The 20,951-nt window shown below is 63.4% G+C and carries 19 protein-coding genes and 1 riboswitch; of the genes, 12 read left to right on the top strand and 7 right to left on the bottom strand.

Annotated elements, in window-relative coordinates; all coding sequences use genetic code 11:
- The first annotated feature begins 34 nt into the window (after positions 1-34).
- Entirely contained in the window at positions 35-991 is a 957-nt protein-coding gene (locus FPB55_RS23450; RefSeq protein WP_029887216.1) for a glycosyltransferase, read from the top strand.
- 65 nt (positions 992-1,056) lie between these two features.
- Positions 1,057-1,830, top strand: coding sequence for a hypothetical protein (locus tag FPB55_RS23445; protein ID WP_054881222.1), 774 nt, complete (start codon positions 1,057-1,059; stop codon positions 1,828-1,830).
- 85 nt (positions 1,831-1,915) lie between these two features.
- On the opposite strand, the gene FPB55_RS23440 is transcribed toward FPB55_RS23445, so the two are convergent.
- Positions 1,916-2,521, bottom strand: coding sequence for a toluene tolerance protein (locus tag FPB55_RS23440; protein ID WP_144189426.1), 606 nt, complete (start codon positions 2,519-2,521; stop codon positions 1,916-1,918).
- Between the two features lie 214 nt (positions 2,522-2,735).
- Here FPB55_RS23440 and msbA point away from each other — a divergent pair, with 214 nt between their 5' ends.
- Both msbA and hldE read left to right on the top strand, forming a co-directional pair.
- The gene (gene msbA / locus FPB55_RS23435) at positions 2,736-4,544 is read left to right on the top strand and encodes a lipid A export permease/ATP-binding protein MsbA (RefSeq protein WP_009681345.1); all 1,809 of its coding nucleotides are present in this window, start codon (positions 2,736-2,738) and stop codon (positions 4,542-4,544) included.
- Between the two features lie 130 nt (positions 4,545-4,674).
- Entirely contained in the window at positions 4,675-6,096 is a 1,422-nt protein-coding gene (gene hldE / locus FPB55_RS23430; protein ID WP_009681344.1) for a bifunctional D-glycero-beta-D-manno-heptose-7-phosphate kinase/D-glycero-beta-D-manno-heptose 1-phosphate adenylyltransferase HldE, read from the top strand.
- Positions 6,097-6,261: 165 nt separating this feature from the next.
- On the opposite strand, the gene FPB55_RS23425 is transcribed toward hldE, so the two are convergent.
- The 4 genes from FPB55_RS23425 to FPB55_RS23410 form a co-directional block, all read right to left on the bottom strand.
- Entirely contained in the window at positions 6,262-7,230 is a 969-nt protein-coding gene (locus FPB55_RS23425) for a hypothetical protein (RefSeq protein ID WP_009681343.1), read from the bottom strand.
- A gap of 53 nt (positions 7,231-7,283) precedes the next feature.
- Complete coding sequence (locus tag FPB55_RS23420; protein WP_009681342.1) at positions 7,284-8,096, bottom strand: aldo/keto reductase; 813 nt, start codon at positions 8,094-8,096, stop codon at positions 7,284-7,286.
- Complete coding sequence (locus FPB55_RS23415; RefSeq protein WP_009681341.1) at positions 8,093-9,268, bottom strand: FAD-dependent oxidoreductase; 1,176 nt, start codon at positions 9,266-9,268, stop codon at positions 8,093-8,095. Before FPB55_RS23415 ends, FPB55_RS23420 begins: the two co-directional genes overlap by 4 nt.
- 121 nt (positions 9,269-9,389) lie before the next feature.
- Positions 9,390-9,722, bottom strand: coding sequence for a multidrug efflux SMR transporter (locus tag FPB55_RS23410; protein WP_009681340.1), 333 nt, complete (start codon positions 9,720-9,722; stop codon positions 9,390-9,392).
- A gap of 85 nt (positions 9,723-9,807) precedes the next feature.
- Here FPB55_RS23410 and FPB55_RS23405 point away from each other — a divergent pair, with 85 nt between their 5' ends.
- Complete coding sequence (locus FPB55_RS23405; RefSeq protein WP_009681339.1) at positions 9,808-10,698, top strand: LysR family transcriptional regulator; 891 nt, start codon at positions 9,808-9,810, stop codon at positions 10,696-10,698.
- Positions 10,699-10,709: 11 nt separating this feature from the next.
- Complete coding sequence (gene waaA / locus FPB55_RS23400) at positions 10,710-11,981, top strand: lipid IV(A) 3-deoxy-D-manno-octulosonic acid transferase (RefSeq protein WP_144189424.1); 1,272 nt, start codon at positions 10,710-10,712, stop codon at positions 11,979-11,981.
- A 158-nt stretch (positions 11,982-12,139) separates the two neighbouring features.
- On the opposite strand, the gene FPB55_RS23395 is transcribed toward waaA, so the two are convergent.
- The gene (locus tag FPB55_RS23395) at positions 12,140-13,576 is read right to left on the bottom strand and encodes a TolC family outer membrane protein (protein ID WP_054904851.1); all 1,437 of its coding nucleotides are present in this window, start codon (positions 13,574-13,576) and stop codon (positions 12,140-12,142) included.
- Positions 13,577-13,737: 161 nt separating this feature from the next.
- Positions 13,738-13,844, top strand: a riboswitch (TPP riboswitch).
- A gap of 156 nt (positions 13,845-14,000) precedes the next feature.
- Here FPB55_RS23395 and thiC point away from each other — a divergent pair.
- Together thiC and cytX are read left to right on the top strand one after the other, a co-directional pair.
- On the top strand, positions 14,001-15,881 hold the full coding sequence (gene thiC, locus FPB55_RS23390; protein WP_115294896.1) for a phosphomethylpyrimidine synthase ThiC: 1,881 nt from the start codon (positions 14,001-14,003) through the stop codon (positions 15,879-15,881).
- Between the two features lie 137 nt (positions 15,882-16,018).
- Positions 16,019-17,302 carry a putative hydroxymethylpyrimidine transporter CytX gene (cytX, locus tag FPB55_RS23385; RefSeq protein WP_047150057.1) on the top strand — a complete coding sequence of 428 codons (1,284 nt, stop codon included), beginning with the start codon at positions 16,019-16,021 and terminating at the stop codon, positions 17,300-17,302.
- Here cytX and FPB55_RS23380 read toward each other — a convergent pair.
- The gene (locus FPB55_RS23380; RefSeq protein ID WP_009681333.1) at positions 17,271-18,017 is read right to left on the bottom strand and encodes an RsiV family protein; all 747 of its coding nucleotides are present in this window, start codon (positions 18,015-18,017) and stop codon (positions 17,271-17,273) included. The two genes, cytX and FPB55_RS23380, sit on opposite strands and share 32 nt — an antisense overlap.
- Positions 18,018-18,203: 186 nt before the next feature.
- Between FPB55_RS23380 and FPB55_RS23375 the strand changes: the two genes are divergently transcribed.
- From FPB55_RS23375 to FPB55_RS23360, 4 genes are all read left to right on the top strand, one after another.
- Positions 18,204-18,821 (top strand): NUDIX domain-containing protein, encoded by a 618-nt coding sequence (locus FPB55_RS23375; protein ID WP_009681332.1) that lies wholly within the window; start codon positions 18,204-18,206, stop codon positions 18,819-18,821.
- The gene (locus FPB55_RS23370) at positions 18,812-19,264 is read left to right on the top strand and encodes a DUF1249 domain-containing protein (RefSeq protein ID WP_009681331.1); all 453 of its coding nucleotides are present in this window, start codon (positions 18,812-18,814) and stop codon (positions 19,262-19,264) included. The genes FPB55_RS23375 and FPB55_RS23370 overlap by 10 nt, the downstream gene beginning before the upstream one ends.
- 1 nt (position 19,265) lies before the next feature.
- On the top strand, positions 19,266-20,063 hold the full coding sequence (gene cpdA, locus FPB55_RS23365) for a 3',5'-cyclic-AMP phosphodiesterase (RefSeq protein ID WP_009681330.1): 798 nt from the start codon (positions 19,266-19,268) through the stop codon (positions 20,061-20,063).
- Between the two features lie 277 nt (positions 20,064-20,340).
- Entirely contained in the window at positions 20,341-20,949 is a 609-nt protein-coding gene (locus FPB55_RS23360; protein ID WP_009681329.1) for a YqiA/YcfP family alpha/beta fold hydrolase, read from the top strand.
- Positions 20,950-20,951 lie beyond the last annotated feature (2 nt).

Here is a 20,951-nt window from a genome sequence, read left to right as displayed (position 1 = left end):
TGACCGCGTTGGCGCAGAGCGCCCAAGGAACATGATGAAAGTCCTATTTCTGGTACAGAAGGAACAGCGCGCGATCCTGGATCGCCTGTACGACGGCGTCGCGGCCAACTGCGAATGCGACCTGCGCTGGTTGACCAGCGAAGACCAACGCAACCTGCGCCGCTACTTCAAGCGCCACGTGCAGGTCGAGCGCTATGACCGCATTGTTTTCTTTCTGCGCTTCAAGCAGGAAATCCGCCAGGTCGCGTTCATTCGTACCGTGCCGAACCTGGTCATACTCGAGCACGACGCCTACCAGAACTACATCCCGTGCAAGTACACCGGCAAGTTCAGCGCCCACTACCGGCAACTGCCCTGGGCGCGTGTGATCAGCTCTGGCTACATGGTCAGCGAGCGCCTGCGCCAGGAAGGCTTCGATGCGGTATTCGTGCCCAAGGGTTATGACGAGCAGTTGCTGGCTGACCAAGGGCGCGAGCGCGATATCGAACTGGCCTTCGTCGGCAGTGTCAACAGCGTGGCCTACAGCGGCCGCAAGGCGCTGCTGGACGAGTTGGGGCAGGTCGAGGACCTGCTGGTAACCCGCACCAAGTCGGGCGAAGACTATTGCAACACGCTCAACCGAATCCGGTTTTTCGTCAGCGCCGATGTCGGCATGGGCGAATACATGATCAAGAACTTCGAGGCCATGGCCTGCGGCTGTGTACTGCTGGCCTATGACCAGGGCGAGCAGGAAAACCGTGCGTTGGGTCTACAGGACATGCACAACGTGGTGTTGTATGACACCATCCCGACCCTTCAGGCCAAGCTGCGACGCTTGCGTGCCGAGCCTGAGCTGGCGCGGCAGATTGCCGAAAATGGCCGCCATCTGGCGGTTTCCCGTTTCAGCTTCGGCGCTGTAGGCCGTAGCATCGTCGAGCACATGCGCCCAGCGCTCAGGCCCCGCCCGCCATTGTCTGCATGGCAGCGGCTGCGCCTGAAGCTGGGCTTCTAACATAAGAGCTTTGGCGCCCAGGAACGGGCGTTGAAAGCCGACAGTCGCAACGCGGGGGGAGTCCGGTGCGCTTTTCAAATGAGAGTGATGTCACGCTTGTCGTGACCAGTTGTGGGCGGTTCGACCTGCTCAAAGACACCCTTGAGAGTTTCGATCGCTACAACACGGCGCCCATACGCGAGGTATTCATCACCGAAGATTCAGGTGACGATGCCGTGCATGACGCTGTGCCAGAGCACTGGAAACCGCACTGCAAGGTGTTCGTCAACCGCCCCAAGCTAGGCCAGCTGGCGTCTATCGACCTGGCCTACAGCCACGTCAAGACGCCCTACATCTTCCATTGCGAGGACGATTGGCACTTCTATCGCCAAGGCTTCGTCGAGGACTCGCACGCCATTCTGGCTGCCAGCCCCGACCTGCTGCAGGTGTGGCTGCGCAGCCACGCCCACGACCTGGCCGTGCACAGCCCGTACATTCACCTCGGGGATCGGCAGGTGATCGCCGGCGTGCCGTGCTACCCCCTGTTGTCGGACAAGGCCGAATGGCAGGCGTTTTCGTTGAACCCCGGCCTGCGGCGGTTGAGCGATTACCAGCGCTGTGCGCCATTTGCCGCCTATGCTGGAGAAAAGGCGCTGTCCCGGCGTTATGCCGAGCTCAACCTGACAGCGGTCACGCTTGAAGGTGATGCGGTATTGCACACTGGGTTCGGTAATCACGTGACCGTACCCATTGAAGTGGAGCGCAAGGCCAAGCGCCGTCAGCGTGACCGGATGAAGCTGGCATTGACGCTGGTGGCCGGGGCCTTGATCGGCGCAGGTATTACCGTTTTTGTACAGTAACAACGCAGTCATGCCCGCGATTGCCCGCAGCAAGCCCCCCCCGACAACGTCAATTGATGCTGGCCGAGCGATGTCTCGGCTGACCTCAACGCGCGAGCAGGGCGCCCTCGAATGCAGCGAGGGGGAAGCGCTCGCCGAGGTTTTCCCGCTCTATGTAACGCACCATGTGCTGCACATTGCGCCGGATCATGCGCGCTGACAGCGGCGGCCGCAGGAAGCGCATGTCGGCTACGTCGATCAGGCCCAGGCGCTGGTCAGGGGTTACCACCACGTTGCCCAGGTGCAGCGAGCGGAAATACACACCGCTGCGGTGCAGCTGGCGGATCAGTTCGATCAGGCGCGGCAGGTAGATATCCCAGCTGAAACTTTCATCCCGAGACATTTGCAGCAAGGTGCGCCCCGGCAGAGGGCGATACAGCACCGCGGTGCGGCCTGGCATGTCGAGCTTGTGTTGGCTGATCACCTCGAGGGTGGGAATGCCCAGTTGTGCCAGGCGCGCAGCGTTGTCGACGAAGCGCTGCGAGTACGGGCGCAGCAGTGCAGATGAAATCAGACGTTTTCTACGAAAAACCTTGAGGAAATTACCATCTGCGAGCAGGTAGACTTTGGCGCCATGGCTGTCTGCCTCAAGCACCTGGGCGCCGTGTGTCAGCTGGTCGAAGTCGACCTGGTTGAGCCGCGAGCATTGCATGAATAGGGCCTTGTCGTCTGGCGAGCAAAATGACCGGCAATAATGCCGAAAATAATGCGGTAGCACCATGCATGGTGTCTTCGATTCATCGGGTAGGAACGGGTTCGCCCACACAGCCCTGTAGCTCGGGCTTGCGATGATGCTGCCATGGGGGCGTGCCGAAAATGACGCCTGTGGTAAAATTTCCGGTTCAACCTGAACAGCGAGCTTGATAATGGCCGAAACACCGCGACCGGCGGAGCACACATCCAGCCTGAAGATCTACTTCCGGCTGCTGGGCTATGTGAAACCCTACGTCGGCATTTTCCTGCTGAGCATCATCGGTTTCGTGATCTTCGCCTCGACCCAGCCGATGCTGGCCGGCATCCTCAAATATTTCGTCGATGGGTTGAGCAACCCCGAAGCGGTGTTGTTCCCCAACGTGCCGTACCTGCGCGACCTGCAATTGCTTCAGGCCGTGCCGCTGCTGATCATCCTGATCGCCGCCTGGCAAGGCCTGGGCTCGTTCCTTGGTAACTACTTCCTGGCCAAGGTCTCCCTGTGCCTGGTGCACGACTTGCGGGTGGAGTTGTTCAACAAACTGCTGGTGTTGCCTAACCGCTACTTCGACAACCACAACTCCGGGCACCTGATTTCACGCATCACCTTCAACGTGACCATGGTCACCGGTGCTGCCACCGATGCCATCAAGGTAGTGATCCGCGAAGGCCTGACCGTGGTGTTCCTGTTCGCCTACCTGCTGTGGATGAACTGGCACCTGACCCTGGTGATGGTCGCCATCCTGCCGGTCATCGCGGTAATGGTCAGCGTGGCCAGCAAGAAATTCCGCAAGCAGAGCAAGAAGATCCAGGTAGCCATGGGCGACGTCACCCACGTTGCCTCTGAAACCATCCAGGGCTATCGCGTGGTCCGCAGCTTCGGTGGCGAGGCCTATGAGGAACAGCGTTTCGGCAAGGCCAGCCTGAGCAACACCGACAAGCAGCTGCGCATGACCAAGACCGGTTCGCTGTACACGCCGGTGTTGCAGCTGGTGATCTACACCGCCATGGCCGCGTTGATGTTCCTGGTGCTGTTCCTGCGGGGCGAGTCCACCGCCGGCGACCTGGTCGCCTACATCACCGCTGCCGGCCTGTTGCCCAAGCCGATTCGCCAGTTGTCGGAAGTCAGCTCGACCATCCAGAAGGGCCTTGCAGGTGCCGAAAGCATCTTCGAGCAACTGGACGAAGCCCCTGAGTTGGACACCGGCACGGTCGAGAAGGAGCGCGTGGAAGGGCACCTGGAAGTGCGCAACCTCAGCTTTACCTACCCCGGTACCGACCGCGAGGTGCTGAGCGACATCAGCTTCACTGCCGAGCCCGGGCAAATGATCGCCCTGGTTGGCCGCTCGGGCAGTGGCAAGTCGACGCTGGCTGCGCTGATCCCGCGCTTCTATCACCACAGCAAAGGGCAGATTCTGCTCGATGGCGTGGAGATCGAGAACTACCGCCTGCGCAACCTGCGCCGCCATGTGTCGCAAGTGACCCAGCATGTCACCCTGTTCAACGACACCGTGGCCAACAACATCGCCTACGGCGACCTGGCCGGCGCCCCGCGCGCAGACATCGAAGCCGCTGCGGCCGATGCCTACGCCAAGGAGTTCGTCGACCGTCTGCCGAAGGGCTTCGATACCGAAGTCGGTGAAAACGGCGTGCTGCTATCCGGCGGTCAGCGCCAGCGCCTGGCAATTGCCCGTGCACTGCTGAAAAACGCCCCACTGCTGATTCTCGACGAGGCCACCTCTGCCCTGGACACCGAGTCCGAGCGGCATATCCAGGCGGCGCTGGACCACGTGATGCAGGGGCGGACCACGCTGGTCATCGCCCATCGCCTGTCCACCATCGAGAAGGCCGACCAGATCCTGGTCATGGATCAGGGCCGGTTGGTAGAGCGCGGTACCCATGCCGAGTTGCTTGCGGCAAATGGCCATTATGCCCGCCTGCATGCCATGGGCCTGGATGAGCCGGCCAAGGCCGACATCACCTGAACCCTCCTTGATCGGGGCCGTCATGGCCCCGATTGTCACGGGAATTTTCCATGGGCTATCTGGCCGTAAAGCCATTGACGACCCTGTGCTAATATCCTGCCCCTGTTCATTATTTCCATATGGGTTGCCCATGAAGTTGTCCATGCCGCGTTTCGATCAAGCCCCGGTACTGGTGGTCGGCGATGTCATGCTCGACCGCTACTGGCATGGCGGTACTTCGCGTATTTCGCCCGAGGCGCCAGTGCCGGTGGTCAAGGTCGATCAGATCGAGGATCGCCCCGGCGGTGCGGCCAACGTTGCCTTGAACATTGCCGCGCTGGGCGCACCCGCGTCGCTGATCGGCGTCACCGGCCAGGACGAGGCCGCCGACAGCCTGGCCAATAGCCTGCAGGCTGCCGGGGTGCGCTCGGTGTTCCAGCGCATTGCCCACCAGCCGACCATCGTCAAGCTCCGGGTCATGAGCCGACACCAGCAACTGCTGCGTATCGATTTCGAAGAGCCCTTCGCCACCGACCCGCTGTCGCTGGCCAGCGAGGTCGACAACCTGCTCGAGGGGGTCAAGGTGCTGGTCTTGTCCGACTACGGCAAGGGTGCGCTGAAAAACCACCAGGCCCTGATCCAGGCGGCCCGGGGCAAGGGCATTCCGGTGCTGGCCGACCCCAAGGGCAAGGATTTTTCCATCTACCGTGGCGCCAGCCTGATCACCCCCAACCTCAGCGAGTTCGAGACCATCGTGGGTCGATGCGTCGATGAGGGCGACCTGGTCGCCAAGGGGTTGCAGCTGCTTCAGGACCTGGACCTGGGCGCCTTGCTGGTCACCCGTGGCGAGCACGGCATGACCCTGCTGCGCGTTGGCCAGCCAGCGCTGCATTTGCCGGCGCGGGCGCGCGAAGTGTTCGACGTTACCGGGGCTGGCGATACCGTTATCTCCACCCTGGCCGCCGCGATTGCCGCCGGTGAGGACTTGCCCCACGCAGTGGCCCTGGCCAACCTGGCGGCAGGTATCGTGGTCGGCAAGTTGGGTACCGCCGCCATCAGCGCCCCTGAACTGCGCCGTGCGATCCAGCGTGAGGAAGGCTCCGAGCGCGGTGTGCTGGGCCTGGAACAGCTGCTGCTGGCCATCGATGACGCGCGGGCGCACAAGGAGAAAATCGTTTTCACCAACGGTTGCTTCGATATCCTGCATGCCGGGCACGTAACCTACCTGGAGCAGGCGCGGGCCCAAGGCGATCGCCTGATCGTGGCCGTCAACGACGATGCTTCCGTCAGCCGCCTGAAAGGGCCGGGCCGGCCGATCAACAGCGTCGACCGGCGCATGGCCGTGCTGGCCGGGCTGGGTGCGGTGGACTGGGTGATCAGCTTCTCCGAGGGCACCCCGGAGAACCTGCTGAGCCAGGTCAAGCCGGATGTGCTGGTCAAGGGGGGTGACTACGGCATCGACCAGGTGGTCGGCGCCGACATCGTCAAGGCCTACGGCGGCACCGTGAAGGTGCTGGGGCTGGTCGAGAACAGCTCGACCACGGCTATTGTCGAGAAGATCCGCAAGCACTGATCGAGCGCCACTCTTTCACTGGCCTGTGTAGGAGCGGCCTTGTGTCGCGATGGGCTGCGCAGCAGCCCCAGGATTCCGCCGCAAATGCACAAATAGCTGGGGCTGCTGCGCAGCCCTTTCGCAACACAAGTCCGCTCCTACAGGGGGCACTCTGGCTTCAGAATCTTATTTGTGAAGTGAGGTGCGCGCCCGCTGCAGCAACGCCCGCGCCTTGTCGCCAAAGCGTTGCAGGCGTGAGGCCCGCGCCGGCTTGCTTTCCACCAGGCCTTGCTGCTTGACCCAATCCCTCCAGCGCACCCGCTCGTCCGCCACTACCCAACCGTCCTGTTTGGCAAAGCTTTCGGCCAGGTACAGCCCGCGCGTACTTGCAGGCACCAATTCGTCCTTCTTCAACGTGTATAGCTCTGCCAGCGGTTGGCCGTCCTGCAACGGCATCAGGTACAGGTCAGGGCGCTTGCGGTTGAGCCTCGCCACCAGTTGGTCGCCTTCCAAACGCTCGTCAACGTGGAACAAGCTGAGTTTTTTGGCGTCCCGCGGCACCTGCAAACGCATGTCATAGATCAGCTGCAACGACGCCGTGGGCAAGTGCACATAGGCCCGCGGCCGCTCCAGCAGGGGCAGCTGGCCACAGTGTACGGGCCGGGCGGCACCGGATTGCGGGGCCAGCACGAAGTGCGGGGTTTCGCGGTAGTGCAGGGCGGCAGCGTAGGGGACGGGTAGCCAGGTGTCGTTGAAGCGCCCGCCCAGCCAGCCTTCCGGGGTTTCCAGCAGGCATTCTTCGGCTACTTCCTGCACGGCAGTATGCAGGGGCAGGTTCAGCTCCTGCGCCGGCACGTAGCCGGAAATCAGTTTCAGTACCACATCGCCCCGGTCTTGCCGGCGCTGGCGCACCAGCACCCAGTAATCGCGGTTCTGCCAATGCAGCGTCAGGCGCACCGATACGCCCAGGTTTGCCAGTTCGGCCACGAAGCGCTGCGGGTCGGGCAGTTCGATGGCTTTGCGCCGCTGTTGGGTCTGGGCGAAATTCAGCGGCATGCCGATGCTCTGGTAAATCAGCCCTTCGGCGCTCGCCTCGACGTGCAATGGCAGTGTCTTGAAGTTGCTCGGGTTCTTGCGGATCAGCGTTCGCGCCACGAGGCTCCTCCTTGCGTCGGGTCAGTTTCCAGGCCCAGGGGGCCGTGGGTAACTCAGTGCTGGCCCAGAATACGGGCAACGGTGGCCACGTTATGGGCCAGGTGCAACGGGTTGATGGTGCCGACGATAGCACTGCTGACGCCCGGGTGGGCGAACAGCAGTTCGAAACTGGCCTTCACAGGGTCGACACCCGGCGCCAGGCAAAGGTGCCCGCTGGCCAGCGCCTTTTTCACCAGGATGGCCTTGCCGTGCTCGGCAGCGTAGTCCAGCACCGGCCGTTCTGCCTGCTCGCTGAGGTTGTAGGTGACCATGGCGCAATCGCCTTGCTCCAGGGCCTTCAGACCGCCGGCGACGGTTTTGCCGGACAGGCCGTAGCCAAGGATCTTGCCCTCTTGTTTGAGCGCGGCCAGCGTCTGGTACACCTCTTGCTGCTCAAGAATGGCCAGGTCGTTGCCGTCGGAATGCACCAGCACCAGGTCGATGCGGTCGGTTTCCAGGCGGCGCAGGCTGCGCTCCACCGAGCGGCGAGTGTGGGCGGCGGTGAAGTCGAAATGTGACTGGCCACCGTCGAATTCTTCCCCGACCTTGCTCACGATCACCCACGCGTCGCGCTGGCCGCGCAGCAGCGGGCCCAGGCGTTCCTCGCTGCGGCCATAGGCGGGGGCGGTATCGATGAGGTTGATGCCCAGTTCACGGGCCTGGGCCAGCAGCATGCGGGCTTCGTCGTCGCTGGGGATGGTGAACCCATTGGGGTATTTCACGCCCTGATCGCGGCCCAGCTTGACCGTACCCAGGCCGAGTGGCGAAACCTGAAAGCCGGTGCTGCCCAGCGGGCGGTGCAAACCGTGCAGGGTGGGCAGGCTCATGGCAGCAGGCGCTCCCAGGCCGGCACACCCAGCACCGGCCGAGGCAGGTCGCCTAGCTCGGCATGCGCCTGTGGGCGGATCCCGTCGCGTTGCAGATGGCTGATGACGCGGTCGCTGAAGTCCGGTGCCAGCGCCAGTTTGGTTGGCCAGCCCACCAGCAGGCGGTGTTGCTCGGCGAGGAAGGCGTTGTCCGGGCGTACCAGGCCGGACTGTGCCGGTTCTGCGCGGTCGACCCGCAGTGTGGCCCAGTGCAGTTGGCTTTGGTCGACCCAGGGCAGCAGGCTGGCGATTTCCTTCTGGGCGGCGGCTATTTGTGCCGCAGGCTCGCGGGCGACGCCATCGGCTTCGGCCAGGTCGCCACCCAGGTACCAGACCCACTGGCCATCGGCCGCGGGGTGGGTGGTGATGGTGACCCTGGGCTTTGGCCCGCTGCCCAGGCAGTGTGCGTACAGCGGTTTGAGGTTGGCGCCTTTGGCCAGCACCATGTGCAACGGGCGGGTTTGCATGGCCGGCTGCTGCAGCCCCACGGCATGCAGCAGGTCGGCGGTGCCGGCGCCGGCGCTGAGTACGATGCGTTGCGCACGGATGTCACGGCCGTCCACGCGCAGGCCGACCAGTTCTTCACCTTCGCGCAGCGGTTCGATGTGCTCACCAGCCAGCAGGCTGTCACCTGCCAGTTCGGCCAGGTTGGCCAGCAGGCTGGGCACGTCGATGACCAGTTCAGCCAGGCGGTAGACCTTGCCTTTGAACGCGCGGTCTTGCAGGGCGGGTGGCAGTTGCTCGCCCTTTACCTGGTCGACCCGGCCGCGCACGGCCTTGCTGGCAAAGAAGCTGGTGAGGTTGCCGGCCAGGGTGCCTGGCGACCACAGGTAGTGGGCATCGGACAGCAGGCGGGTGCCGGCAAGATCCAGCTCGCCGCTGCCGCTCAAGGCTTCGCGCCAGCGGCGCGGCATGTCGGCAATGGCTTCCGACGCGCCGGTCAGGGCACCGTGCAGGGCGTACTTGGTGCCGCCATGGATAATGCCCTGGGACTTGATAGTCTGCTCACCGCCAAGGCTGGCGCGCTCCACCAGCACTGTCGAATACCCCATGCGGCGCAGGCGTGCGTTGAGCCAGAGGCCTGCGACCCCGGCGCCGACGATCAGCACGTCAGTGGAAATGGCAGATGGCATGGCGGTACCTCGAAGACTGGGACAGCTGGCAAGTATACAGGGTATCCCCCAGCGGGCCCTACCGCCGGCAAACCCGGCCAGTGCTACCCCGTGGGCGCTGGCTTGCCTCGCGGGGTACAGCTCAATGCCCGGTGGTCTTGGAGAACAGCTGAATCACCACCACCCCGCCGACAATCATCGCCATCCCCAGCATCGCCGGCACATCCAGTTTCTGCCCGTAGATCACCAGCGCCGCCACGCTGATCAGCACAATGCCCAGCCCCGACCAGATGGCATAGGCAATACCCACCGGAATGCTGCGCACCACCAGGGTGAGCATCCAGAACGCAATGCCGTAGCCCACCACCATCAGCAGCAGCGGCAACGGCGTGCTCAAGCCTTTTACCGCTTTCATCGAAGCGGTGGCGATGACTTCGGCGCAGATGGCAATGGCGAGATAGGTGTAGGCATTCATGGTGGGATCCTCCGGTTCTGGCGGGCATTCTAGGCTCAACCTGGATGCGGTAAAGTCATTACCTATCAATTCTGGAGATAGGCCAATGGCCGAGCAGTGGAACCTCGAACAACTGCGAACCTTTGTGCGCGTTGCAGAATTGCGCTCGTTCTCTGCCGTGGCCCGTGAACAGCGCAAGGCCCAGTCGGCGATCAGCAGCGCGGTCGCCTTGCTGGAAACCGACCTGGGCGTCACCCTGTTCGAGCGCAGCAGTGGCCGGCAGCCGAAACTGACGCAAAACGGCAGCGCGCTGCTGGAAGATGCCCGTGAACTGCTGCGCCAGTGCGAACGCCTGGATGGCCGTGCACTGGCGTTGATGCGCGGGCAGGAGGCCTTGCTGCGCGTGGCGCAGGACGAAGCCATGCCCTACCAGCCGGTGATTGACAGCCTCGATGAATTGGCCAGCCGCTTTCCGCTGCTGGAGGTGCAACTGGCCAGCGGGGCCCAGGGTGATGTGGCGCGCAAACTGGTCGAGCGGCGCGCCGACCTGGGGCTGTTCTTTCACCACGAGAGCATTCCGGCAACCCTGGAGCGGCGCGCCCTGGGCAGCGTGGAAATGGTCACGGTCTGTGCGGTCGACCACCCGCTGGCGGGTCGTGGCCGGGTCACTCGCCAACAGCTGGCCCGCCATCGTCAATTGCTGATCACCCCGCAGCAAAGCGGTTACCCCGGTGGCGAGGCCATCAGCCCGCAGGTGTGGCGTGCCGACAGCTTCTACGTTCTGGCGGAGCTGTTGATGCGCGGCCTGGGCTGGGCCTGGTTGCCACGGCATGTCGTGCAGTACCCCACATACCAGACGCACATGGTGGAGCTAGACAGTGAGTGGCGCCCACCGGCGTTGGTGGCGGAACTGGCCTGGCGCCGTGATGAACCCCTGGGCCCTGCTGCGCAATGGTTGGCCGAGCGCTTTGCAGTGCACTTGCGCGCGATCGGGTAAACTCCGCTGCCATGAACAGAACCCTCTATACCTTGCTCTTTCACCTGGGCCTGCCGCTGGTCGCGCTGCGCCTGTACCTTCGCGCACGCAAGGCGCCGGCCTATGGCCAGCGTATCGGCGAGCGGTTTGCCTTCAGGCTGCCGGCCATGCGCCAGGGCGGTATCTGGGTGCACGCGGTGTCGGTCGGCGAAAGCATTGCCGCGGCGCCGATGGTGCGCGCCTTGCTCAAGGCCTACCCGCAACTGCCCATCACGATCACCTGCATGACCCCTACCGGTTCCGAGCGCATTCGCGCCATGTTCGCCGACGAACCGCGCGTGCAGCATTGCTACCTACCCTACGATCTGCCGTGGGCGGCCGGGCGCTTTCTCGACCATGTGCAGCCCAAACTGGGCATCATCATGGAGACCGAGTTGTGGCCCAATCACATCCACCAGTGTGCCGAGCGCGGTATTCCAGTGGTGCTGGCCAATGCGCGTTTGTCCGAGCGCTCGGCCCGTGGTTATGCGCGTTTTGCCAAGCTGACCCGGCCTATGCTGGCAGAGATGAGCCTGATTGCCGTGCAAACGCAAACCGAGGCGCAGCGCTTCCTTGATCTGGGCGCGCGTCCTGAGTGCGTGCAGGTCACCGGTTCGATCAAGTTCGACCTGAAGATCGATGAGCAACTGCGACCCCGTGCCAAGGCATTGCGTGCCCAGTGGGGGGTGCAGCAGCGCCCGGTGTGGATTGCTGCCAGCACCCATGAGGGGGAGGATGCGCTGGTGCTGCAGGCGCATCAGCAGTTGTTGCAGGTGCATGGCGATGCCTTGCTGATCCTGGTGCCGCGCCACCCTGAGCGGTTCAATGCGGTGCATGCGCTTTGCAGCGAACGGTTCAACACCGTTCGCCGCTCCACTGATGCGCCCGTCGACGCACAAACCCGGGTATTGCTGGGCGACACCATGGGCGAATTACTGTTTCTGTATGCGCTGGCCGATATCGCCTTCGTGGGCGGCAGCCTGGTGCCGACCGGCGGGCACAACCCGCTGGAACCGGCAGCACTGGCCTTGCCGGTGATCATGGGGCCGCACGTGTTCAACTTCCTCGAAATCAGCGCAATGCTGGTAGAGGCAGGGGCGTTGCAGCAGGTGGACGATGCCGACGGGCTGGCCGAGGCCGTGCGGCGGTTGGTCGAGTTACCGCAGGATGCCCAGCGCATGGGCGCGGCGGGCAGGGCGGTGATGCAGGCCAACCAAGGTGCATTGCAGCGCTTGCTCGATGGGCTGGCTGCGCTAATGCGCTGATATTCGCAGCGGTGCGATCCCTGTAGGAGCGGCCTTGTGTCGCGAAAGGGCCGCACAGCGGCCCCGACAATCTTGCGGTCGTGCGAAAATCCCGGGGCGCTGCGCCCCCCCTTTCGCGACACAAGGCCGCTCCTACACTGCCCGCGTGCTCCCTGAGTTCAAGGGCGGCGCTCGAAGTTCTTGGCTGCAGCAGCCGCCAGATCCGGTGGCAAGAAGTCCTTGTCCGGGTTGTAGTCGGCCTTCAGGTACCGCCCCAGGTCCTGTAGATCCTGCGGGCTCAGGGTGCCTGCGGCCTGCTTGAGGCTCAGGTTGTCGAGAATATAGTCGTAGCGGCTGTTGTTGTAGTCGCGCACCGAGGTGTACAGCTGGCGCTGGGCATCGAGCACGTCGACGATGTTGCGGGTGCCGACCTGGTAGCCGATTTCAGTCGCTTCCAGCGCACTCTGGTTGGAGATGATCGACTGCTTGCGTGCCTGGACCTGTTCCACGTCGGTGTTCACCGCGCGGTGCAGGTTGCGGGTGTTCTCCACCACCTGGCGGCGCAGGCTCTCGCGCTGCTGTTCGCTCTGGCTCAGGCGCTGGTAAGCCTCGCGTACCTGCGAGCTGGTCAGGCCGCCGCTGTAGATCGGGATGTTCAGTTGCAGGCCGATACTGGTCTGCTCGACGTCGCCGCTGTAGCGAACGTTCTGTTGGGGAGCAGGGTTGGTAAAGCCGAGGCTGTCGTTGTCACCCTTCTGGTATTTGGCCACTGCATCCAGGGTGGGTGCATGGCCGGCCTTGCGCTGGCGCAGGGTTTCTTCGGCGGCAGACACCGCATAGTTGGTGGCCAGCAGGTTGAGGTTCTGGCGCCCGGCCGTTTCCACCCAGGCCTTGGCATCGTTCGGCGTAGGTACCTGCACTGGCAGGCTATGCACCACACCCTGGATCGAGCTGTACTCTCGGTTGGTCAGCGTTACCAACGCTTCGAAGGCATCCTGTACCTGGCGATCGGCGATGATCCGGTTGGCCCGGGCAGTGTCGTAGCCGGCCTGCGACTGCAGCACGTCGGTCTTGTCCGACAGGCCGACATCGAAGCGTTCGTTGGACTGGTCGAGCTGGCGCTTGAACGCGGCTTCCTCCGCCTTGGTCGCGGCCAGGTTGTCCTGGGCGCGCAGCACGGCAAAGTAGCTTTGGGCCGTTTGCAGGATGAGGTTCTGCTCAGTGGCCGACAGCTCCAGGGCGGCTTGTTCGTTGACCGCCTCGGCGGCCTGCAACTGGAACCAGCGGTCGGCGCGGAAAATGGGCTGCGCCAGGGTTGCACTCCAGGCGTTGCCGCTGCGGTTGGAGGTAATCGACGGCTCGTCCAGCTTGGTGCGGGTATTCATCATCTCGGCCCCGGCCGACAGGTTCGGCAGCAAGCCGGCGCGGGCCTGCGGTACCACCTCACGGCGTGCGCCGTAGTCGGCGCGTGCTGCTGCCAGGTCGGCGTTGTTGTCGACCGCTTCCTGGTACACGCTGACCAGGTCGGTCTTGACCGTCTGGGGCGCGTCCGCTGCCCAGGCCACTCCGTTGGACGCACAAGACACGGCTATTGCCAGTGAGAGTTTGCGCAGCATAAAGGCAATCCTTGTACGAAATTGAATTACTGAACCGTTGAGTATTTGGCGATGCGCCAGTTTAGTGCCATGTGCCCCCCGGCAACAATCGCCGGGCGCGCCTTTCATCATCTGCGCAGAAACCCGCTTGGCTTTGCCGACCACAGCAGTCTAGACTGCGCAGGTTCTTGTCGGGGTGCCTTGAAGCAAAGGCTGAGATCGCAGAGGTGCGGATCCCGTTGAACCTGATCAGGTTAGCGCCTGCGTAGGGAACAAGATTGCTCGCCTTCCCGGGGAGCCTCTTGTGCCAGGTCCGGGATTGTCACAGCTGCATGCAGCTTCAAGGCACCCCCATATCCGGCACTGCATCCACTAATGGATGCGTCCGCGCCATTCAGGTTCACCCCGACATTCCACTGCTAGGAAGCCGTCTGGAGAGCCTGTGATGACCCAACAAGAAAAAACGATCAACCTCAGCGAATCGGCGCAAGTCGATCAGCAGTCCGTGCAACCGTTCCCGCGTTCGCGCAAGGTCTATGTGCAGGGCTCGCGCCCGGATATCCGCGTACCCATGCGGGAAATCAGCCTGGCCGATACGCCGACCGATTTCGGTGGCGAGTCCAATGCCCCGGTACTGGTCTACGACACCTCCGGCGCCTACACCGATCCCAGTGTGATCATCGACGTGCGCAAAGGCCTGGCCGACGTGCGGTCGGCCTGGATCGACGCGCGTGGCGACACCGAGCGCCTGGCCGGGCTGAGCTCCGACTTCGGCCAGCAGCGCCTGAACGACGCCGAGCTGGCCAAGCTGCGTTTTGCCCACGTGCGCAACCCGCGCCGGGCCAAGGCCGGCGCCAATGTTTCGCAAATGCACTATGCCCGCCAGGGCATCGTTACCGCCGAGATGGAATATGTGGCCATCCGCGAGAACATGAAGCTGCAGGAGGCGCGCGCCGCCGGCCTGCTCGACGCGCAACATGCCGGGCATAGCTTCGGTGCCAATATTCCGAAAGAGATCACCCCCGAATTCGTGCGCCAGGAAATTGCCCGTGGCCGTGCGATCATCCCGGCCAACATCAACCACCCGGAGCTGGAGCCGATGATCATCGGCCGTAATTTCCTGGTGAAGATCAACGGCAATATCGGTAACAGCGCCCTGGGCTCGTCCATCGAGGAAGAGGTGGCCAAGCTGACCTGGGGCATCCGCTGGGGGTCGGACACGGTCATGGACCTGTCCACCGGCAAGCACATCCATGAGACCCGCGAGTGGATCATCCGCAACTCGCCGGTGCCGATTGGTACCGTGCCGATCTACCAGGCCCTGGAAAAGGTCAACGGGGTGGCCGAGGACCTGACCTGGGAGCTGTTCCGCGACACCCTGATCGAGCAGGCCGAGCAGGGTGTGGACTACTTCACCATCCATGCCGGGGTGTTGCTGCGCTACGTGCCGCTGACCGCCAAGCGGGTCACGGGCATCGTCAGCCGTGGCGGCTCGATCATGGCCAAGTGGTGCCTGGCCCATCACAAGGAAAACTTCCTCTACACCCACTTCGACGAAATCTGCGAAATCATGAAGGCCTACGACGTCAGCTTCTCGCTGGGCGATGGCCTGCGCCCCGGCTCGATCGCCGACGCCAACGACGCTGCGCAGTTCGGTGAGCTGGAAACCCTTGGCGAGCTGACCAAGATTGCCTGGAAGCATGACGTGCAGTGCATGATCGAAGGCCCTGGCCACGTGCCGATGCAGTTGATCAAGGAGAACATGGACAAGCAGCTGGAATGCTGCGACGAGGCGCCGTTCTACACCCTCGGCCCACTGACCACCGATATCGCCCCGGGTTACGACCACATCACCTCGGGCATTGGTGCGGCAATGATCGGCTGGTTCGGCTGCGCCATGCTCTGCTACGTAACGCCCAAGGAGCACCTGGGCCTGCCGAACAAGGATGACGTCAAGACCGGCATCATCACCTACAAGATCGCCGCGCATGCTGCCGACCTTGCCAAAGGCCACCCCGGCGCACAAATCCGCGACAACGCCCTGTCCAAGGCGCGCTTCGAGTTCCGCTGGGAAGACCAGTTCAACCTCGGCCTCGACCCTGACACTGCCCGCGCCTACCACGACGAGACGCTGCCCAAGGAGTCGGCCAAGGTCGCGCACTTCTGCTCGATGTGCGGGCCGAAGTTCTGCTCGATGAAGATCACCCAGGAAGTGCGGGAGTACGCCGCCAAGATCGAAACCGTGGACGTCACGGTCGAGCAAGGCATGCGTGAGCAGGCCGAGCGGTTCCGCCAGGAAGGCAGCCAGCTGTACCACAAGGTCTAAGAACGCAGGGGCCGGCTCCCGCAGGAACCGCACCAGGCTCAAGGCCAGGGCGTTTTTTGTGGGAGCGGCCTTGCGTCGCGATACGAGGACGAAGTCCTCGCCAGGAACACCAACAACATTGCCGGCGAGCGCCAACCATGACATCACCCAGCCCGTTCTCCCCCGACCACCCGGTCCCCACCCACCAGCGCATCTTCGGCGCGCGTGACCTGTTCTCCCTCTGGTTTTCCCTGGGCATCGGCCTGATGGTGCTGCAAGTCGGCGCCATGCTCGCGCCGGGCCTGGGCCTTGCTGGCGCCGTACTGGCCATTGCCCTGGGCACCGGCGTGGGCGTGCTGTTGCTGGGCGCCGCCGGGGTCATCGGCAGTGACACCGGGCTGTCGGCCATGGGCACCCTGAAGCTCAGCCTGGGCAGCCATGGCACGCGCTTGCCGGCGGTGCTCAATTTGCTGCAACTGGTGGGCTGGGGGGCGTTCGAGATCATCGTCATGCGCGATGCCGCTAGCCTGCTGGGCGCACGTGCGTTCGGTGAGCACAGCGCCTGGAACAGCCCGATGCTGTGGACCCTGTGCTTTGGTGCCCTGGCGACCTTGCTGGCGGTGAGCGGGCCACTGGCGTTCGTGCGCAAGGTGTTGCGCGCCTGGGGTATCTGGTTGCTGCTGGGGGCCTGCGTCTGGCTGACCTGGAACTTGTTTGCCAAGGCCGACCTGGCTGAGTTGTGGGGGCGCGCCGGGGATGGCTCGATGTCGCTGGCAGTAGGCTTCGACATCGTCATTGCCATGCCGCTGTCGTGGCTGCCGCTGATCGCCGACTATTCACGTTTCGCCCGCAATGGCAGGCACGTGTTCGGCGGTACCGTGCTGGGCTACTTCATCGGCAATACCTGGCTGATGAGCCTGGGCGTGGCCTACACCCTGGCCTTCGCCGCCAGTGGCGAGGTCAATGCGTTGTTGCTGGCCTTGGCTGGCGCCGGCATGGGGGTTCCGTTGCTGCTGATTCTGCTCGACGAGTCGGAAAAGGCATTCGCCGACATCCACTCGGCGGCGGTCTCCACCGGGGTGCTGCTGCCGTTGAAGGTGGAGCACCTGGCACTGGCCATCGGCGTGCTGTGCACCCTGATCGCCTTGCTGGCGCCATTGGCTCAGTACGAGAACTTCCTGTTGCTGATCGGTTCGGTGTTTGCGCCGCTGTTCGGCGTAGTGCTGGTGGACCACTATGTCGTGCGTCGCCGTGGCCTGCCGGTACAGGTCAAGGGTTTGCACTGGCAGGCGCTACTGGCCTGGTTCGTGGGGGTGGCGGCCTACCACCTGATTGCCGCCAATGCACCCGAGCTGGGCGCCACCCTGCCAGCATTGCTGCTGGCAGGTGTGCTGCACGGGCTGCTGAGCCTCAGCCGCGGCCGGGGAACAGTTCCGGCTTGAGCACGCCATTGAGGCGCGGGTAGGGGATCTTCAGTTCCACGTGGCCCATGGAATAGGGCGCGATGGCATAGACCTCGTACTTGACCACCAGTGCGCCGTACGTCAGGGCGATGTGCGGCGACTTCTTGAACGGCCAGGTCTTGACGAACTCGGCGTCCTTGTCCATGCCCACGCTCATCAGCCAGGCGCGGTGCGACTCTTCGACGGTTTTCCAGAACGTCTCTTCCTGGCCAGGCAGCAGCATGTCCTGCAGGGTCAGCACCTTGTCCAGCTTGCGGGAGTAGTTGATGAAACCACGCCCAGGCATGCCGTGTGCGCCACCGCTGTCCAGGTAGCTGGACAGTTCGATGATCACCAGGCCGTCATGCTGCTCGCGTACCTTGGCTTGCAGGTAGCTGCTGTTACGTTTGTCGGCACTGGCCAGGTATTGCTGTTCATAGGCCTGCAGGGTGGCCGGCGCGGTGCCATGCTGATTGTCTTCGGTCAGTTGCAGCAAGCGCTTTTCGACGATGCCGTCAAGCTTGGGCAGGGCCGGGAAGTGCACCATGTCGATGTTCACCAGCGGGCAATCGCTTTCGCTGCAACCGGGTTTTACATGCTCCCAGGCGTCGCGTTTGACCTCTAGCGGGGTCCGGTAGTTGGGCGTGAACAGGCTCTGGCAGGCGCCCAGAGCGAGTGCCAGCACGGCCACGGAAGTCAGTTTGACAATGGTCATGATGATCCTTGCAAAAACAGGGAAAAGTCGGCCTTTGACCGTCTGCGCGGCCTTCGGTTCGCCACTAAGCTAACAGAGTGCGCACGTGCTGTCCCGACTGTGCGAATGGTTGCTGGAAAGGGGTGAAACGCGCTGGCGTGCGGAGTAGGATGGCGCGATGCTGTGATTGAGGTAGCGAGGATTTCCATGTCAGACACGTTGAACTCAGTGCCCAGGGCGGTCGAGATCGTCAAGCGGGAAAACTGCTTCCAGGGCTTCTACAAGCTCGACAAGGTGCACTTGCGCCACGAGCTGTTTGCGGGCGGCATGGGGCGCGAGATCAGCCGTGAACTGTTCGTGCGTCACGATGCGGTGTGTGTACTACCCTACGACCCGCTGCGCGATGAAGTGGTGCTGATCGAACAGTTCCGCGTCGGTGCAATGGGCAAGGCCGAAAACCCCTGGCTGATCGAAATGGTCGCCGGGCTGATCGACAAGGACGAGCAACCCGAGGAAGTCGCCCACCGCGAAGCCGAAGAAGAAGCGGGCCTGACTTTCAGTGCCCTGTGGCCGATGACCCGCTACTTCCCGTCGCCAGGCGGCAGCGATGAATACGTGCACTTGTTCCTTGGCCACTGCAGCAGCGAAGGGGCAGGGGGGCTGCATGGCCTGGAGGCCGAGGGTGAAGACATTCGCGTGCGGGTGTGGTCGTTCGAAGATGCCTTGCAGGCCGTGCGCGATGGGCGCATCTGCAACGCGGCGACCATCATCGGCTTGCAATGGCTGGCGCTGAACCGTGACGAAGTACGAGGTATGTGGAAGTGAACCTGCTGCGCGAGCGCTATCGAGTCGACCTGGCCGGGCTGCAGGCTGCCTGTGAGGCCAACTATGCCCGGCTGATGCGCTTGCTGCCGGACATGCGTACCACCCAGAGCTCGCGCCGCATCGGTATGACCCAGGGCGACCAGATGCTTGGCGTGCTGGTGCTCGACGTGGTGCTGGCCTGCCCGTACACCACCACCCTGCATATACGTCAGGAGCACAGCTTGCCGTGGCTGCCGGTGCCGCACCTGGAGGTGCAGGTGTATCACGATGCGCGCATGGCCGAAGTGATCAGCGCCGAACATGCCCGGCGCCTGCGCAGCATCTACCCCTACCCGAACGAGGCCATGCACCAGCCAGACGAAAAGGCCCAGCTCAACCTGTTCCTCGGTGAATGGCTGAGTCACTGCCTGGCCTGTGGCCACGAACTGGCAAGCGTTCGCTGACATGCATGCAGACCACCCGCGCCCAGTACATGTGGTGCAACTGACCGACGCCCATCTTTTCGCCGACCCGGCCGGCAGCATGCTGGGCCTCAAGACCCGTGAAAGTTTGGGCCATGTGGTAGCCCAGGTGCGGCGCGAGCAACCGCTTGTCGACTTGCTGTTGTGCACGGGCGACTTGTCCCAGGATGCCAGCGTTGCTTCTTATGAAGCTTTTCGTGAGCTGACTGCGCCGTTTGGCGTACCAAGCCGTTGGCTGCCGGGCAACCATGATGAGGCCCGGATCATGGCCGAAGTGGCGCCGGAGTTGGTACAGGCGGTAACCGATATCGGCGCCTGGCGTATTGTGATGCTCAACACGGCGGTGCACGGCGCCACACATGGCTTGCTGGGGGATGACCAGCTGGCAGTGCTGGAGGCCGCGCTGAAAGGGGCGGGCGGGCGCCATTGCCTGGTGTGTTTCCACCATCAACCGGTAGACATCGGCTGCGCCTGGATCGCCCCGATCGGCTTGCGCAATGCCCAGGCGCTGTTTGACATCATTGAAGGTTACCCACAGGTGCGGGCATTGCTGTGGGGGCACGTTCATCAGGAGTGGGATGAAGTGCGCAATGGTCGGCGCCTGCTGGCTACGCCTTCGACCTGCATTCAGTTCGCGGCCCGCAGCGAGGACTTCAAGGTGAGCGAAGAGCAGCCTGGGTACCGCTGGCTGCGCCTGCATGCCGACGGGCGGCTGGAGACCGGGGTGGAGCGGGCGTGGGACTTTGAAGTGAAGCTCGACTTCGATAGCCCAGGTTATTGAGCGGGTTGCGCGTTCAACTGTAGGAGCGGCCTTGTGTCGCGAAAGGGCCGCAAAGCGGCCCCGGCAATGTCTGCGGCGAAGCTGAAATTCTGGGGGGCGCTTCGCACCCCTTTTCGCGACACAAGGCCGCTCCTACAGCGCTGCCCTGTTGCAGCGGGCTATGGTGAAGAAATTGTTGCGAAACCCGTGACGCTGCGTCAAAACCCGGCGAACGCGCTACACTGCGCGTCCCTGCGCCCGCATCATCAGGCGCGAAGCCACAGATTCCGGGGGCAGCATGTCGGGTTCCATCCTCTATATCCATGGCTTCAACAGCTCGCCGCTTTCCACCAAGGCGCGCCAGCTCGAAGCGGTCATGCAGCAGCTCGGCCTGGCCGACCAACTGCGGGTGCCCGCCTTGCACCATCACCCACGCCAGGCCATCGCCCAGCTTGAGGCGGCCATCGCCGAACTGGGCGCGCCATTACTGGTGGGCAGTTCGCTCGGCGGCTACTATGCCACCTGTCTGGCGGAGCGCCATGGCCTCAAGGCCTTGCTGGTCAACCCGGCGGTTACCCCGCACAAGCACTTTGACGGCTACCTGGGTACCCAGCGCAACCACTACACCGATGAAACCTGGGAGCTGACCCTGGACCACGTGCAGGCCCTGGCCGAGCTGGAAGTGCCAGCGCCGGTCGATGCCAGCCGCTATCAGGTGTGGCTGCAAACCGCCGACGAAACCCTGGATTACCGCCATGCCGAACGTTATTACCGTGCTTGTGCCCTGCGCATCCAGGCCGGTGGTGACCACAGTTTCCAGGGCTTTGCCGAGCGCCTGCCGGCCCTGCTGGCGTTTGCCGGTATTGCGCGTGGGCAGTATGCAGCGCTCGATTTTTCTGTATTTTGACT

Origin of the sequence: Pseudomonas sp. BJP69 (genome assembly GCF_007633355.1) — a bacterium.
GTDB lineage: Bacteria > Pseudomonadota > Gammaproteobacteria > Pseudomonadales > Pseudomonadaceae > Aquipseudomonas > Aquipseudomonas juntendi.
The sequence above is the reverse complement of the archived record's forward strand: the minus strand, read 5'-3'. Positions and strand labels throughout refer to the sequence as shown.